The organism is Eubacterium multiforme (assembly GCF_030813415.1).
Classification (GTDB): Bacteria; Bacillota; Clostridia; order Clostridiales; family Clostridiaceae; genus Clostridium; species Clostridium multiforme.
In genome coordinates this window covers 683,998-700,963 of the sequence record NZ_JAUSUF010000001.1, presented here as the reverse complement: position 1 = coordinate 700,963, position 16,966 = coordinate 683,998, and the positions used below count along the sequence as shown (strand labels likewise).

Below are 16,966 nucleotides of genomic sequence, written 5' to 3'. Positions count from 1 at the left end.
TAGACAGTGGAAAATTTCGATAGAGATTTACAATCAATACAACAAGCAAGAAATTTAGCAAGACGTGGAAAAATAGCAGCAAATATAATTGCTGATTATACAGAAGAACAAATTGATAAAATTGTTAGAAATATGGTTAAAGTTGCAAGTGAACACGAAGTTTGTTTAGCGGAAATGGCAGTAGAAGAAACAGGCTTTGGAAAAGTTTGTGATAAGGCATTTAAAAATCATTTAGCATCTACAGTTTTATATGACTCAATAAAGGATATGAAAACTGTTGGAGTTATAAAGGAAGATACTGAAAAGAAATTAATAGAAATTGCAGAGCCAGTTGGTTTAGTAATGGGAATTGTACCATCTACAAATCCAACATCAACAGCAATATTTAAGGCAATAATTGCAATAAAATCAAGAAATGCAATAGTATTTTCACCACATCCATCAGCTGTTAAATGTACATCAAAGGCTGCAAAATTAATGCATGATGCAGCAGTAGCTGCTGGAGCACCAGAAGGTATAGTAAGCTGTATAGAACTTACTTCAATGGGAGCTACAAATGAATTAATGAAATCACCTGAAGTTTCATTAATTATAGCAACTGGAGGACCTGGAATGGTTAAGGCTGCATATAGTTCAGGAAAACCTGCATTAGGAGTAGGTGCTGGTAATTCTCCAGCTTATATAGAAAAGACAGCAAATGTTGAAAAGGCAGTAAAAAACATTATTGCAAGTAAAACTTTTGATAATGGTACAATCTGTGCTTCAGAACAATCAATAATTTGCGAAACTTGTAATGAAGCTAAAGTAATAGAAGAGCTTAAAAAACAAGGCGGATACTTTATGACAAAGGAAGAAACAGATAAAGTATGTAATTTGCTTTTCAAGCAAGGACATGCTATGAATGCTAACTTTGTTGGAAGAGCAGCTGATGTTATTGCAAAGGCAGCAGGATTTTATGTGCCAGATGGAACTAAGGTACTTATAGGAAGACAAGAAGGAGTTGGAAATGGTAATCCATTATCCTATGAAAAGCTTACTACAGTACTTGCATTCTATGTAGTAAATGACTGGCATGAAGCTTGTAATTTAAGTATAGAATTACTTCAAAATGGAATAGGTCATACAATGAGTATCCATACTGAAGATGTTGAAATAGTTAAAAAGTTTGCAAGAAAGCCAGCTTCACGTATTTTAGTTAATACTGGAGGTACTCAAGGAGGTACTGGAGCTAGTACAGGACTTATGCCATCATTCACATTAGGTTGTGGAACATGGGGTGGAAGTTCAGTTTCAGAAAATGTTACACCAATGCATCTTTTAAATATAAAAAGAGTTGCCTATGGTTTAGTAGACTGTGATACATTAGGAAAAAATAATGTTATAAATGAAACTCATACAGAATGTTTTAAACCTAGTTATAAAGAAACAATGAATATGAGTCCAGCAGAAATTCAAGCAGCTGCTACAAAGATGAATAAGGAAGAGCAAGAGCCTAAAATAGATAATTTAAATAATGAAGAAATATTAAATCTTGTAAATCAGATAATAGCTACTATAAAGAGGTAGGTTTTAATGGAAAACTTAGAAGAAGTATTAAAGCTTTTACTAAAAGCAGTTAAAGAAAATGAAGAAAAACAAAAAGAAGTAAAGGAATCTTTTGATATTCCAGTTGGAATTTCAAATAGACATATACATCTTTCACAAAAACATGTAAACATTTTATTTGGAGAAGGATATGAATTAACAAAAATTAAGGATTTATCACAATTAGGACAATATGCTTGTAAAGAAACAATAACAATATGTGGACCAAGAGGTGCAATTGAAAAAGTTAGAGTTCTTGGACCAATAAGAAGTAAAACACAAGTTGAATTATCAATAGGTGATTGTATTAAAACAGGTGTAGCTCCAAATATAAGATTATCAGGAAATTTAAATGCAACTTCAGGCATCACTTTAATTGGACCTAAAGGAAGTGTTCAAATTGAAGATGGAGTAATAGTTGCACAAAGACATATACATATGGCACCAAAACATGCTAAATACTTTGGTGTTGTAGATGGGGAATTAGTTTCAATAGAAGTTTTAGGATTAAGAGGCGGAATATTAAACAATGTAAGTATTAGAGTAAATGATACTTATAGCCTTGAATGCCATTTAGATATAGAAGAAGCAAATTCTATGGGACTTAATTCAAATTCAAAAATAAAAATAGTAAAACATGAAATTGCAAAACAAAAAATTATTTAATAAATAAAAAAAGATTTTAGGAGGATTTAAAAATGAAATATGATGCTTTAGGAATGATAGAAACAAAGGGATTAGTAGGATCAATAGAGGCTGCAGATGCAATGGTTAAGGCTGCAAATGTATATTTAATAGGAAAAGAATATGTAGGTGGAGGTCTTGTAACTGTTATGGTTAGAGGAGATGTTGGAGCTGTTAAAGCTGCTACAGATGCTGGAGCTGCTGCTGCACAAAGAGTTGGAGAATTAGTTTCTGTACATGTTATTCCAAGACCACATTCAGAAGTTGAGGTAATACTTCCAACTTCAACTATAAAAGAAGGTAAATAGTAAATATTAAAAAGCTCAAGGCAAAGATATATTTTGCCTTGAGCTTTTTTGCTATATATAATTTAAATTTAAGTATGTAGTATTTTAAACAATGTATTAAATAACAATTCTGTTAAGGATAAAAAAGGATATAAGATGTATAATATAGAAAAAAGCATTATAACTTTAAAACTCTTTTAAATGAAGTTTTAAATTTAAATTCAAATGTATTATTAAATTTATATAGTACCAATATATTTATAAAATTATTAATATAGAAGGAACTATATAAAAATATAAGAGAATAGAGGGTGTTAAAAATGATAAAAAAGAAAAAAATATTAATCCCAATAGACGGTAGTGATAGAAGTTTAATAGCACTAAATTATTTGAAGAATAATTTCAAACCAGAAGAAGTTGATGTAGTATTAATGCATGTAAGAGAAATAGTTTTTATAAATGGAATGGCAGTTTCAGAAGAAGTTAAAGATGCTGAAGCAATTGGAAAGAAAATATTAAATAATGTAAGAGAAAAAGTAGAAGGATTTAATTGTGAAAAAGAATTTTCATTTGGCTATGCAGGGGATGAAATTGTAAGATATGCAGAAGAAAATGATGTAGACATTATACTTATGGCAAAGAATACAAGAAAGAAATTTACTGCACTTGTAGGTTCAGTAACTGCCCATGTAGTAAAAAGAGCAAAATGTGTAATGATAATAATTCCTGAAGTTTATTAAAATAAATTTTAAAGGTGGTAGTGTTAATGAAGAAAATAAGATTTGGAGTTATAGGCACGGGAAAAATAGTAGATAATTTTCTAAAAGCTGCATTAACTCATGAAAATTTTGAGTTAGTAGCAATGTATTCAAGAACTTTAGAAAAAGCAAAGGATTTTGGGAAAAAGTATGGTGCAACAAAATTTTTTGATAACTTAGAAAGTTTTAGTAAATGTGAAGATATAGATGCAGTTTATATAGCATCTCCTAACTCATTTCATGCATCCCAAGCAATTATGTGCATAGAAAATAATAAGCATGTATTATGTGAAAAACCTATGGCTTCAAACCTTAGAGAAGTTAAAAAAATGATATCACTAGCTGAAGAAAAGGGAGTACTCCTAATGGAGGCTATGAGAATTACGGTTCTACCAAATTTCTTAAGAGTAAAAGAAAATTTACATAAGATAGGGAAAATAAGAAGGTATTTTGCATCATATTGTCAGTATTCATCAAGATATGACAAATATAAAGAAGGAATTATTCTTAATGCCTTTAAGAGGGAACTTTCAAATGGAGCTCTTATGGATATAGGAGTATATTGTATACATCCTATGATAGCATTATTAGGAAAACCAAATGGGATTGTAAGTCAAGCTGTGTTTTTAGAAAATGGAATTGATGGACAAGGTACAGCTATGGCTAGCTATGGAGATGCTGGTGGTTTAATAATGTATTCTAAAATAAGTGATTCAAAGTTACCATTAGAAATTCAAGGAGAAGATGGAACTATATTAATAGATGGCATATTATTTAAAAGTGCAAAAATTGTTTATAGAGATGGTAGAGAAGAGGTTATTTCTATAAGACAAAGGGAAGATGATATGTATTATGAATTAGATGAATTTATAAAGGTTATTAATAGTAATGAAGTAGATTCTATGAAAAATTCACATAAAAATTCATTAATGGCTATTGAATTAATGGATAAGATAAGATCTCAAATAGGATTAGAATTTCCAGCAGATTTTAACTAATAGGTATAAAAGTTTATAATAAAGTGATTAAAGATTAAAATTAGTATAATATACTAAAGTAATAAAAAAAGGAGAGAGTTTTTATGGAGATTAACATTAATAAGGAGTATGTATTAAATACTGCACAAGAAATATTAAAATTTAATAGTCCAACTGGGTTTTGTTTTGAAATAATGGACTTAATTGAGGAAAAGGTTCATTCCTTAGGATATAAGTTTGAAAGAACAAACAAAGGTTGTGGAGTAATTACTATTGATGGTAAATGTGATGAAAAGGTTATAGGTCTTTCAGCTCATGTTGATACTTTAGGAGCTATGGTAAGATCAATTACATCAAAGGGAACTCTTAAGTTTACATTACTTGGAGGACCTATTGTACCAACTTTAGATAGTGAATATTGTACTATAAGAACTAGAGATGGAAAAGAATATACAGGTACATTTTTAAGTGAAAGTGCAGCTATTCATGTTTATGAAGATGCATCTACTAAAAAGAGAACACCAGAAAATATGGAAATTAGAATAGATGAAATAGTTAAAAATAAAGATGATGTTAAAGCACTTGGTATTGAAGCTGGAGACTTTGTATTTATAGATCCAAAAACTACAGTAACAGAAAGTGGTTTTATAAAATCAAGATTTATTGATGATAAAGGAAGTGTTACATGTCTTTTATCTATGTTAGAACTATTTAAGAGAGAAAACATTGTTCCACATTATAAAACTAAATTCTTTATATCTACTTATGAGGAAGTTGGACATGGTTCATCTTATATTCCAAAGGATATAACAGAACTTTTATCTGTAGATATGGGTTGTATTGGTGATGATTTAAATTGTAGCGAATATGACGTTTCAATATGTGCAAAGGATTCAGGTGGACCATATGATTACAATATGACAACAGACCTTGTAAACCTTGCAAAAGAAAATGAATTAAGTTATGCAGTAGATATATATCCAAGATATGGCTCTGATGTTGGAGCTGCACTTACAGCAGGAAACAATATAAGAGGAGCATTAATTGGACCTGGAGTACATGCTTCCCATGGAATGGAAAGAACACATTATAGTGCTTTAGAAAATACTATGAAATTAATTTATTTATACTTAACAAAATAATTACTTAATTGAAGATAAAAATATTAAATAAATGTATATAAAGAAAAAAGTAGGTTAGATAAAAAATCTAACCTACTTTTTTTATGATGATTTTATTTCATTTTCTAATTCTTCCATCAAATTCTTAACAGTTGTTATTTCTTTTATTTTACTTACATTTTCACCACAAAATATAAGTCCATTATCTAAATCTCCCTTTACTGCATTTATAAGTGCTTCAGTTATACAGTATGGAGTATTTGATGGATTGCAGGGAATTAAGCAATTAAAACATTTTGAAACTTTAATATTTCCCTCTAAAGTTTTCTTGATAAATGGATTAAGTATAGCTCTTCCAGGCATACCAACAGGACTTTTTACAATTCCAACATTATCAGCAGTTGCATTAACATAAGAATCTTTAAAAGCTTTAGATGCATCACATTCTTCTGTGGCAACAAATCTTGTTGCCATTTGAACTCCAGAAGCACCTAGTGATAAATATTTAGCTATATCTTCTCCAGAAAAAATTCCTCCTGCTGCAACAACAGGTATTTCTTTATTATATTTTTCTTCATATTCTTTTACATGATTTATTATTTCTACTATTTCAGTATCAAAGTTTTTACAAGCTTCCTGTAAATTTTCCTTTTTAAAGCCTAAATGCCCACCAGCTTTAGGACCTTCAACTACAATCATGTCAGGAGTTGTTTTATCATGTCTATCCCATAATTTTAGTATAACTTTAGTCCCCTTTAATGAAGAAACTATAGGAGCTAATTTTACTTTACTTTCCTTTGCAAGCTTTGGAAGCATTGTTGGCATTCCAGCTCCAGATATAATAAGATCTATTCCTGATTCTATAGCTGTTTTTATATATTTAGCATATTCATTTGTTGCAACCATAACATTAACACCAATTATGCCATTATTACATTTTTCTTTTGCAAGTTTTATATGTTTTTTTAAGGCTCTAAGATTAGCTTCTAGAGGATTAGTTTCAAAGTCATCCTCTTTAAATCCAATTTGAGCAGAAGAAATAATACCTATACCCCCAGCATTTGTAACTGCTGAAGCTAAATTTGAAAGAGAAACACCAACACCCATTCCTCCTTGTATTATAGGTAATCTTGATGTTAGGTTTCCTATTTTTAAAGGTTTTATATTCATTCAATACACCTCATTTAATTTGATTTTTAAATACTTTGATTATCAAAATATATTTTAGTATATTATAATCTAAAATTTAGGAATTAACAATAAGGTTTGTGTAATAAAAAATAGTTGACATAATGTAAAGGCTTATGTTAAAATAAAAAACGTCTTAGGGGTATGGCTCAATTGGTAGAGTAGTGGTCTCCAAAACCATTGGTTCTGGGTTCAAGTCCTAGTGCCCCTGCCAAAAGCACTTAATAATATTATTAAGTGCTTTTTTTTATTATTAAAAAATATAGTATGTTATTAATATATTATTTACAATATATATATATTTAAGTGTTAAAATAACATAATATGGGGCTAAATATTTGATAAGTTTATAAATTTAAATTTATAGGCTTATTTTTCGTTGTAAAAATAATATTAAAATATGCATATAATTTAAAAAAATACAAAAAAACTAAAAGTACATCATAAAATTTTATTAATTTCATAAATATTCCTAAAAAATAAAGAAAAAAAGAAATAATTTAATAAAAAAGTAAATTTGTTAATAATTTTTTTAAAAATATGTTATAATTTAATAAAGGAAACATGATAGGAGGAGAAAAATGGGGAATAAAAGTAAAAAATTCAAAATCATTATTTCAATTCTTATAGTTATTATCATTATTTTATTTGTAACAATATTTAATTTAAGAAATCATAAAAGGATAATAGATTCCGAACGGGATACAAATACAAATAATCAAAATGGAGTTAGTGATGTAGTTAATACAATATTAGATGTAGACTATCAATCTATAACATCATTAATAGAAAAAGATGGCTCTAGAGGTTACATTATAATAGAGGCTAAAAATGGATATTTAAAAGATAATATAGATAAAGTATTAGACACAGCAAAAAATCTAAATGTAAAATTAACTTTCATAGAAAATGATGATATTTTAGATAAAGACAAACCCTATTATAAAATGATAGAAGAAAATGGACATACTGTATTACCGAAATATTTAAATTTACAAAGTATTTTTAAGAAAAATAATTTAAAAATAATAGAAAAAGAAGAAGACGTAAATAAATTAAATAAACAAGATGCAGTTTTTTATATAAAAATAGATGAAAAATATAAAAACTTAACAGAAAACTTAAATAATAAACTACCAAGAAGTATTGGGAATTTAAGAGAGCAAGGATATAAATTTAAAGCTTTTATGTAGAATATAATTCCTAATAAACCTGAAATTACAATGAATTAAAATTTAATTAGAGGATAAACTATAAGTGTAAGATAAATCAAAAGATTTTTCTTATAATACCGTAAGCCTAAGGAGGGACCAGTGATGTCAAACAGAGTAATAGTTCCAGAAGCCAAAAAAGGTTTGAGTACATTCAAAAATGAAGTAGCGAAGGAATTAGGAGTGCCATTTACTGATTATAATGGAGATTTAAGCTCAAGACAATGTGGATCCGTAGGTGGCGAAATGGTTAAAAGAATGGTAAAGGAATACGAAAATTCTCTAAAGTAAGCACCTACTAATTGGTTAGCAAATTAACCTATGGAAGTTACACCACCAAAAAGAATTAGTATTCTAAAACCGAGAGGATGATTTTATAAATCATCCTCTTTCTTTTTGTTTTAAATATATGATAAAATGAGAACAAAAGTTCGTAAATTAGGAAGGTATTTAGTTATGAAAAAAGTAAAAATACTTCATTGTGCTGATATACATTTTGATACTCCTTTTAAGGAATTTAAAAATAATTTAGCAAATAGAAGTAAGGAAGAATTAAAGGAAGTTTTTAATAAAATAATAGATTTATGTAATATAGAAGAAATTGAAATAATGCTTTTGGCAGGAGATATATTTGATAATTATACATTAAGCAGAAATACTTTAGTTTTTATAAGAGAAGCTTTAGAAAGGTTAAAAGATACTAAGGTATTTATAAGTCCTGGGAATCATGATCCTTATAATTTTAAGTCCTTTTATAAATTGGTAGAATGGCCAGATAATGTACATGTTTTTAAAGGTGAAATGGAAAAGGTTATATTAGAGGATAAAGGAGTTTGTATTTATGGTGCAGCTTTTAATGAAAACTATGTAAATTCCCCACTTATGAAAAATATTAATGTAGACAAAGATTTGATAAATTTAGTAGTAATTCATGGTGAGCTTTCAGGTGAAGAAACATCAAATGAATATAATCCAATATATATTAAGGATATTGAAGATAGCTTTGTAGATTATGTTGCCTTAGGACATAGACATAAGTTTTCTGGTATTTGTAAGGCTGGAAAAACTAGTTATGCATATAGTGGATGTCCCCAAGGTAGAGGATTTGATGAATTAGGAGAAAAGGGAGTTTTAATTGGAGAAGTAGGAAAGGACTATGTGAACTTAAAATTTAAAAGTATTTGCATTAGAAAGTATATGGAAGAAGAGATAAATGTTAATGGTCTTTTTGGATATAGAGAAATAAAAAAGAAAATACTAAGTGAGCTTAAAAACTTAGATTTAAAGAAGGACATATTTAAGTTAAATTTAGTTGGAGAATTAGATGCAAGTTTTAAAATAAATGAGGATATTTTGCAAGAAAAGCTTTTAAATGATTTTTATTTTGTTAAGGTAAAGGATAAGACAAATATAAAAATAGACATTGATAATTTAGAAAATGAGAATTCAATAAAGGGTATTTTTGTGAAGAATTTAAAAGAAAAGTTAGTAGATGCAGATGATTGCGAAAAAGAAATAATAGAACTTGCATTAAAAATAGGACTACAAAGTTTAAGAGAAGAGGAGGTGAATTTGGATGATTATTAAAAAGGCTAGAATAAAGGCTTTTGGTGGAATTAGTAATAAAGAAATTAATTTTGAAAAAGGAATTAATTTAATATATGGAGATAATGAAAAGGGAAAGAGTACAATACAAAATTTTATAAGAGCCTGGCTTTTTGGATTTGGAAATGCTAGAGGAAATAAAAATAATTTAAGAAAGAAATACTTACCTTTTTCAGGAGAGAAAATGCAAGGAGAACTTTTAGTTGAATATAAAGGAAAGGAATATATAATTCAAAGAACCTTTGGAGGAACTAAAAAAGATGATAGTTCTGTTATTTATGATGGTTTAACAGGTGAGGAAATAAAGGATATAAATAGGGATGAGCCAGGCAATTATTTCCTAGGAATAAATAGTAACACATTTATAAAAACCTTGTTTATACCACAGCTTGGAGTTGTAGTTTCAAGAGATAAAGAAGAGCAGATTATGGAAAAGGTAATTGATGTTTTTGGTTGTGGAGAAGGAGAAGTTTCCCTTTATAAAGCAATAGAAAAGCTTAAAGGTAATAAAAAGGAGCTTACAACACCAAGAAAAAATGGAGAATTAGATATATTAAAAAATAGGTATTCTAAAGTTGTAGAAGAAAGATATGAAGCTTATAAAATTTCAGAAAAAAATTTAGAAAAAGAAAATGAGCTTATTAATAAAAAGGAAGAAAGAAAAAATATAAGGGAAGAAATAAAAAAGCTGGAGTTATTTAAACAATATTTAAAGAAAAGTAAGCTTCAAAAGGAATATGGAGAAATAACAACATACTTACAAAAAAGTGAGCTTTTAAAAAGGCAAGAAAAAGAGATTGAAACTGAACTAAAAAGGGAAAATGGAATTATAAATGAAGATTATATAAATGACCTTAGTGAAGAAAATAAAAAATATTTAACATTATTAGATTTAAAAAATGAAAATGAATATAATCTAAATAATATTTCTAAAAAGATAGAAGAGGAAAATATAAAACTTAGTGGTTATGAAGTTTTTTCATCTATGGAAGATGGATTAAAAGAAAAGCTAATAAAATTAAATACAGAACAAGAAAATTTAGAAGAAAAATTAGTTTTAAATCAAAAAATATTAAATTCAATAGATGAAGAAGAAAAGAAGTTAGAACAGAAGAGAAGATTTTTAGGAGATGTTGTTAAATTAGGACCTTATATAAATAAAATAAAAGGTCTATTTAAAAACTATGAGGATAAGCTTCATGAATTAAAGGAAACAATAGAAGAAAATTCCTATAAATTAGAAAAAAATAATAAGGGCAATTCAAGTGAATTAAACAGAAAAATGTCCATTATAGCATTAATAGTTGGTGGTATTTTAGTAGGGCTAAATATTGCTGTATTTAGTAAGGCCATATTATATGTTATAGGAATATTATTTATGGCAATAGGAATAGTTTTTGTTTTATCATCAAATAATTCACAAAAAAGTGCAAATAGTAGACTAAATAAGGAAAAAATTGTTGATAATTTAAATGAAGAAATAAAGGATATAGAGGAACAACTAAATGAATATGTGCATTTAATAAATTGTAATAGTTATAAAAATTTATTAAGAGCAATAAATTCACTAGAAAATTTCTATTCATTTCAGGAGAAAGTTAATTTAAGAATAGAAGAGCGAAAATTACAACTAGAAAATATGTCATTTAATAAAGATGAAGAAAGATATAATCAAAATAAAAAAATAATTTCTTCAATAATGAAACTTTCAGGTTGTGATACATTAGATGAAATATATATTCAATTGGAGCAATATAAAGAAATTAAAAATAATTTAACCCTTCTAAATCTTGAGTATAATTCTAAAAAAGATGAATTAGATAGACTTATATTTGAACTAGAAGAAAAAGAAAAGAGTATAAAAGAAAAATTGCAAATTATGGATTTAGATAATATTCAACTAGTTGATTTAGAAATGTATTTAAAAGAGTTTAGAAAAAAAATCTTAGAAAAAAAAGATTTAGAAAAGGCTCTTGAAAGTGTAGAGGAAACTTATAAGGTATTGTTAAAAGATAGAGATATTGAAGGAATAAAAGCAGAGCTTCAAGAGTTTTTAACTGAAGATATAAATTATAGTTACGAATCAGAAGAAGAAATAGATAAGGAAATTAGAGAAAAATCAAATATCTTAATAGAATCTGAAAAGTATATTAAAGATTTAGAAAATGATATTAAAACAAGTTTTTTAGGAAAGAGAAGTATAATTTCAATTGAAGAAGATTTGGAAGGATTAGTTGAAAGAATAAATACATTAGATAAGAGATTACTTGCAATAAATATGGCAATAGATAACTTAGAGAAGGCTGGAAGAGAAATAAGAGAAGAATTTGGTCCAGCATTAAATGAAAAGATTTTAAGGATCTTTAAAGATATAACTAGTGATAAATATTCTGAAGTTAAACTTGGAGAAAATTATGAAATGGTAGTAAGGGATGATTCTAATATATTTGGAGGAGATTATTTAAGTAATGGTGCTAATGATCAATTATATTTATCCCTTAGAATTGCTTTTATAGAGCTTATATTTAAGAACAAAGAAGTTCCAGTAATATTTGATGATTCCTTTGTTCAATATGATGATAATAGAAGAGAAAAGAGTATTAAAATTATAAAAGATAGAAATTTTGCACAAACTTTAATATTTACATGTCAATCAATTGAAGAAAAAATATTAAAAAATAATAATATAGAATTTAATTATATTTGCATTTAAAATTGACAATAATGTCAAACTATATTAAAATTAGAACATGCAAATGCAAATCATATGCAAGAGAGGTGCAGAGTTTGAAAAAAATAATAGGAATAATAGGAACGTTACTTATAGCTATAGGGTTAATTGGATGTTCAGGAAATGGAAAAGAAGAAACAAAAAAATCTAGTGACGGAAAATTAATGGTTACAGTTTCAATTTATCCATTAGAACAATTTACTAAGATGATTGGCGGAGACAAAGTAGATATTAAAACTCTAGTTGGTCCAGGACAAGAGCCACATGATTTTGAGTTGAAGCCAACACAACTTAAAGATCTTACAAATAGTACTTTATTTATTTGTAATGGACTTGGAATGGAAACTTGGCTTAAGGATGTAAAAGGACAAATAGATAATAGTAAAACTACTACAATTGATGCAAGTAAAGGCGTTAAGGTAATTAAAGATGGGGATAAGACAGATCCACATGTTTGGCTTAGTTTAAAGGAAGCAACAGTTCAAGCTGATAATATAAAAAATGCATTAATAGAAAAAGATCCTTCAAATAAACAATATTACGAAAAAAATTATGAAAAACTAAAAAAAGAATTTAGTGATTTAAATAATGAGTATAAACCAAAATTCGAAAAACTTAAAAATAAAGATTTTGTAACAGGACATGCAGCTTTTGGATACTTATGTAGAGAATTTGGATTAACTCAAAAATCAATTAGTGATTTATTTGCAGATGGAGAACCAACTCCAAAGAAGTTAGAAGAACTTGCTGCATACTGCAAGAAAAATAAAATAAAAACAGTATTTTCAGAAAGTTTAGCATCACCAAAAGCTTCAGAAACATTAGCAAGGGAAGCTGGAGCTAAAGTTGAAAAAATATATACATTAGAATCACTAGAAGATAATAAAACATATTTAGAAGGTATGAAATACGATTTAGATGTAATTTATAAATGCCTACAAGAAGAAAATTAATTTTTAAAGGTTTGAATTAGTTAAAAATAGAAACTATTCAAACCTTTTTTTATAATTAATGTGATATAATATATGTAAAAATTAGTAAAGGAGGCGTATTATTATTAATGCCCTAGAATATTACAAAAGCAATATAAAAAAGAGTAAAAGTGAAATAAATAATATGGAAAAGAAAATTGCAACTATTGGATGGGGAAGGCTTGTTATAGTAGTTGTAATGATAATTTTAGGATATATTTTATATAAACAAGATAATATTTCCCTTTTAATTATTAGTGAAATAGTATTAGCTGCTATTGGTATTTATGTAGTTACTTATCATAATAAATTAATAAATAGAAAAGCTAATTCTGAAAGATTTTTAGAGATAAATGAAAAGGGAGTTAAAAGAATAAATGGGGAGTTTAAAAAGATAGAAGATGACGGAAAAGAATTTATAAATGATTCACATCCCTTTTCTTCAGACATAGATATATTCGGAAAAAGCTCTTTATTTCAATTAATAAATGACACTTTAACAAAGGGTGGAAGAGAAAGACTTGTAGATAAATTAACTCTTAAAAAACTACCAACAAAGGATTTAATAGAAAATAAACAGGAAGCTATTAAAGAACTTGGCGAAAAGATAGAGTGGAGACAAGAACTTTTAGTTAAGGGAAAAAAGAAAATAAAAAATAAGAAAAAGGAAATAAATGAATTAGAAGCCTTTTTAAATTGGAGCAGAGAAAAAAATGAAAAAACAGGGGTAAGCAAAAAGATAGTAGCTTACATATTTATATTTATAACATTTTTAAGTATAGTTTTTTCAGTATTAAAGATTATTCCACCTAGTTATATATTGTTAGTTTTATTAATTAACTTTGCGGTAATAAAGTTATTAATAAAGGATCGTAAAGAAGATTTAGATATGTTTAACAGTATAAAGGATACAATAAAATCCTATGCTGAAATATTAGAATTAATAGAAAAAGAAGATTTTAAATCTAAATATTTAAAGGATATAAAAGGAAATTTAAAAAATAATAGTAATAGTTCTTGTAGTAAAGAAATGAGAAAATTATCAAGTCTATTAGATTGGATAGGGGATAGTTCAGGAAATGCTTACTATTTAATACTTAACATATTTATTTTCTCTGATGTATTTATAGTGGAGAATTTAGAAGATTGGAAAAATAAGAATTCTAAGTATTTAGATGATTGGATAGATGTTATGAGTGAAATTGATGCATTAAATAGCATATCTAATTTATATTTTGATTTTAGTAATTGGACTTTCCCAAATATTTTAGATAAAAAAGAAGTTGAAGGAAAGAAGATAGGTCATCCATTACTTGGAGAAAAGGCAGTTAGAAATGATTACTCACTTGAAGGCAAAAAGAAAGTAACTTTAATAACTGGTTCTAATATGTCAGGAAAGAGTACATTTTTAAGAACTATAGGTCTTAATTTATTATTATCATATATTGGTGCACCTGTATTTTGTGAAGAATTCTCCTGTGGGATATTTAATATATATACATGTATGAGAACTAAGGATAATTTAGAGGAAAACACATCATCCTTCTATGCTGAAATTCTTAGGATAAAAATATTAATAGAAGCAACAAAAAAAGGAGAAAATGTATTTTTCTTATTAGATGAAATATTTAAGGGAACCAACTCAGTAGATAGACATACTGGTGCAACAGAACTTATAAAACAACTAATAAATGGGGGAGCTATTGGTCTTGTGTCTACACATGATTTAGAGTTATGTGATTTAGAGAAGATTGATAGTAGAATAGAAAATTATAACTTTAGAGAATATTATGAAGATAATAAAATAAAGTTTGATTACAAGTTAAGAAAAGGCAAGAGTGAAACTCAAAATGCTATACATCTTATGAAGCTTGCAGGTATTGAATTTAAATAAAAAGGAGAGAAAAGAGAGGAACCTTTTATATGGGATATATAATAATGGATTTAGAATTTAATAATTTAAATAATATAACAAAATATTATCCTAATTTTTATGATAAGTATCCAGAGTTAAAAGAACTTAATATACAAAATGAAATAATAGAAATTGGTGCTATTAAAGTGGATAAATATATGAAGGTAATAGGGAGGCTTAAAGCTTATATTAAGCCTTCCATTATACCAGTTTTAAATCCTGAAATAACAGAAATTACAAATATAACAGAAGAAGATTTAAAGCGAGGGGTAAGCTTTGAAGAGGGAATTAAAAAACTTAAGGATTTTGCAGGGGATGATGTAGTTTGTTCCTGGGCAAAGGATGATATTGCACAGATTATTATAAATGCACATTATCATAAGTTTAAAGATTTAAAATGGATTGAAAAATATTTAGATGTACAAGAATATTCAAGTAAGATTTTAGGAATGAAAAAATCTTTAAGCTTAAAAAATGCACTTAAAAAATTAAATATAAGAATTGATAGTAAGCTTCTTCATGATGCATTAAATGATGCACAGTTTACTGTTCAAGTATTTAAAAGAATTTATAATTATAGAATAGTTAAAGGATATATAATAGATAATATATATGATATGCCAGCTATAACAGTGAAAGAACTTAGTGGAGTTAATTTAGATAATTCGAAAATTAAATCTTTATGTCCAAGATGTAATAAGAAATTAGAACTAGATTTTGAATATATGCCTTTTAGATGGAGATTTTTATCTGTTGGAAAGTGTTCAAAGTGTAATGCCTCCGTTTTAAATGAAGTTATAATTAAAAAAACACTTCATGGAGATATTATATATTCTGAAATAGGTACTATTATAGATGAGTTAGATTATTTAGATTATAGTTATAAATTAGATAAATATTTTCTTAAGAAAGAGAAAGCTTTATAACAATGTTAACAAAAATATGATAAAATAGAATTAAAGGTATATAAATAAAATATAAAAAGGAAAGGGTTAACTATGAATATAGCATTTTTTCTTACACCTAAAAATGAAGTGGTTTGTGAGAATTTAGAATCTACAATGAGACAAGTTATGGAGAGAATGGAGCACCATGGATATACTGCAATTCCATTAATAGATAAGAATGGAAGATATGTTTCTACCTTAACTGAAGGGGATTTATTATGGAAGCTTAAAAATACTCCAGAACTTAATTTTAAGAATACAGAGAGTGTAAAAGTAAAAGATATAAAAACAAGAAGAACACATAAAAGCGTTTCAATTAATGCAGATATTGAAAGCTTAATATCCCTTGCAGTTAACCAAAATTTTGTTCCAGTTGTGGATGATGATGGAATATTTATAGGGATCATAAAGAGAAGCGATATAATAAATTATTGCTACAATGAAATAATGAAATAAGTATGTTTATAATTGAGAACCTAACATAAAATAATGCTAGGTTCTTTTGTTTTGAAAAATTTTATTAAATATTATTTTTATGAATAAACTTAAAAATAATATTTAATAAACAAATAAAGTAGTTGACAAGATTTATCAATTAGAGTATATTTTTAATCAAGAAATACACCCCTATAGGGAGGGGGTAAGGAGATGATGTATAGTGAATGAAGATAAGAAAAAAGCAGTACAAGTTCTAAAAACTTGTAGAGGACAAATAGATGGAATTATAAAAATGTTAGAAGAAGGGAGATATTGTATTGATATTTCAAATCAAATAATAGCAGCACAAGGATTACTTAAAAAAGCTAATAAACATGTATTAACACAGCATATGCATCACTGTGTAAAGGAAGCTTTTAATAATGAAGAGGAAAAGGATAAAAAGATTGAAGAAATAATAAGCATTTTAACAAAGCTTATAGATAAATAATATTTAAATATTTTTTTATATTAAGATAAAATTTTAATTTAAATATATAGTTTAAAACT

16 protein-coding genes and 1 tRNA gene are annotated in these 16,966 nt (G+C 26.8%); 16 read left to right on the top strand and 1 reads right to left on the bottom strand.

Annotated features, from left to right (window positions below; all coding sequences use genetic code 11):
- The first annotated feature begins 6 nt into the window (after positions 1-6).
- The 6 genes from J2S18_RS03230 (at position 7) to J2S18_RS03205 (ending at position 5,432) form a co-directional block, all read left to right on the top strand.
- The gene (locus J2S18_RS03230; protein WP_307483135.1) at positions 7-1,566 is read left to right on the top strand and encodes an acetaldehyde dehydrogenase (acetylating); all 1,560 of its coding nucleotides are present in this window, start codon (positions 7-9) and stop codon (positions 1,564-1,566) included.
- Positions 1,567-1,572: 6 nt separating this feature from the next.
- Complete coding sequence (locus tag J2S18_RS03225; RefSeq protein ID WP_307483133.1) at positions 1,573-2,250, top strand: phosphate propanoyltransferase; 678 nt, start codon at positions 1,573-1,575, stop codon at positions 2,248-2,250.
- 32 nt (positions 2,251-2,282) lie between these two features.
- On the top strand, positions 2,283-2,576 hold the full coding sequence (eutM, locus tag J2S18_RS03220) for an ethanolamine utilization microcompartment protein EutM (RefSeq protein ID WP_307483131.1): 294 nt from the start codon (positions 2,283-2,285) through the stop codon (positions 2,574-2,576).
- Between the two features lie 299 nt (positions 2,577-2,875).
- The gene (locus J2S18_RS03215) at positions 2,876-3,295 is read left to right on the top strand and encodes a universal stress protein (RefSeq protein WP_307483129.1); all 420 of its coding nucleotides are present in this window, start codon (positions 2,876-2,878) and stop codon (positions 3,293-3,295) included.
- Positions 3,296-3,321: 26 nt separating this feature from the next.
- A complete protein-coding gene (locus J2S18_RS03210; RefSeq protein ID WP_307483126.1) occupies positions 3,322-4,311 on the top strand; it encodes a Gfo/Idh/MocA family protein in 990 nt (329 codons plus the stop codon).
- An 83-nt stretch (positions 4,312-4,394) separates the two neighbouring features.
- The gene (locus J2S18_RS03205; protein WP_307483124.1) at positions 4,395-5,432 is read left to right on the top strand and encodes a M42 family metallopeptidase; all 1,038 of its coding nucleotides are present in this window, start codon (positions 4,395-4,397) and stop codon (positions 5,430-5,432) included.
- A gap of 81 nt (positions 5,433-5,513) precedes the next feature.
- On the opposite strand, the gene J2S18_RS03200 is transcribed toward J2S18_RS03205, so the two are convergent.
- Complete coding sequence (locus tag J2S18_RS03200) at positions 5,514-6,581, bottom strand: NAD(P)H-dependent flavin oxidoreductase (protein WP_307483121.1); 1,068 nt, start codon at positions 6,579-6,581, stop codon at positions 5,514-5,516.
- Positions 6,582-6,737: 156 nt separating this feature from the next.
- Between J2S18_RS03200 and J2S18_RS03195 the strand changes: the two genes are divergently transcribed.
- The 10 genes from J2S18_RS03195 to J2S18_RS03150 all read left to right on the top strand — a co-directional run bounded on the left by J2S18_RS03195 (position 6,738) and on the right by J2S18_RS03150 (position 16,907).
- Positions 6,738-6,813 (top strand) — tRNA-Trp (locus tag J2S18_RS03195).
- Between the two features lie 367 nt (positions 6,814-7,180).
- Positions 7,181-7,792 (top strand): hypothetical protein, encoded by a 612-nt coding sequence (locus tag J2S18_RS03190; protein ID WP_307483119.1) that lies wholly within the window; start codon positions 7,181-7,183, stop codon positions 7,790-7,792.
- A 123-nt stretch (positions 7,793-7,915) separates the two neighbouring features.
- Positions 7,916-8,101, top strand: coding sequence for an alpha/beta-type small acid-soluble spore protein (locus J2S18_RS03185; RefSeq protein ID WP_307483116.1), 186 nt, complete (start codon positions 7,916-7,918; stop codon positions 8,099-8,101).
- A gap of 165 nt (positions 8,102-8,266) precedes the next feature.
- Complete coding sequence (locus J2S18_RS03180; RefSeq protein ID WP_307483115.1) at positions 8,267-9,397, top strand: metallophosphoesterase family protein; 1,131 nt, start codon at positions 8,267-8,269, stop codon at positions 9,395-9,397.
- Positions 9,387-12,128 (top strand): ATP-binding protein, encoded by a 2,742-nt coding sequence (locus J2S18_RS03175; RefSeq protein WP_307483112.1) that lies wholly within the window; start codon positions 9,387-9,389, stop codon positions 12,126-12,128. The genes J2S18_RS03180 and J2S18_RS03175 overlap by 11 nt, the downstream gene beginning before the upstream one ends.
- Positions 12,129-12,202: 74 nt before the next feature.
- Positions 12,203-13,099, top strand: coding sequence for a metal ABC transporter solute-binding protein, Zn/Mn family (locus J2S18_RS03170; RefSeq protein ID WP_307483109.1), 897 nt, complete (start codon positions 12,203-12,205; stop codon positions 13,097-13,099).
- Between the two features lie 163 nt (positions 13,100-13,262).
- Complete coding sequence (locus J2S18_RS03165) at positions 13,263-15,011, top strand: MutS-related protein (protein WP_370873741.1); 1,749 nt, start codon at positions 13,263-13,265, stop codon at positions 15,009-15,011.
- Positions 15,012-15,040: 29 nt separating this feature from the next.
- On the top strand, positions 15,041-15,958 hold the full coding sequence (locus J2S18_RS03160) for a 3'-5' exonuclease (RefSeq protein ID WP_307483106.1): 918 nt from the start codon (positions 15,041-15,043) through the stop codon (positions 15,956-15,958).
- 72 nt (positions 15,959-16,030) lie between these two features.
- Positions 16,031-16,435 carry a CBS domain-containing protein gene (locus tag J2S18_RS03155; RefSeq protein ID WP_307483104.1) on the top strand — a complete coding sequence of 135 codons (405 nt, stop codon included), beginning with the start codon at positions 16,031-16,033 and terminating at the stop codon, positions 16,433-16,435.
- 202 nt (positions 16,436-16,637) lie between these two features.
- Positions 16,638-16,907 carry a metal-sensing transcriptional repressor gene (locus J2S18_RS03150; RefSeq protein ID WP_307483102.1) on the top strand — a complete coding sequence of 90 codons (270 nt, stop codon included), beginning with the start codon at positions 16,638-16,640 and terminating at the stop codon, positions 16,905-16,907.
- Positions 16,908-16,966: the final 59 nt, after the last annotated feature.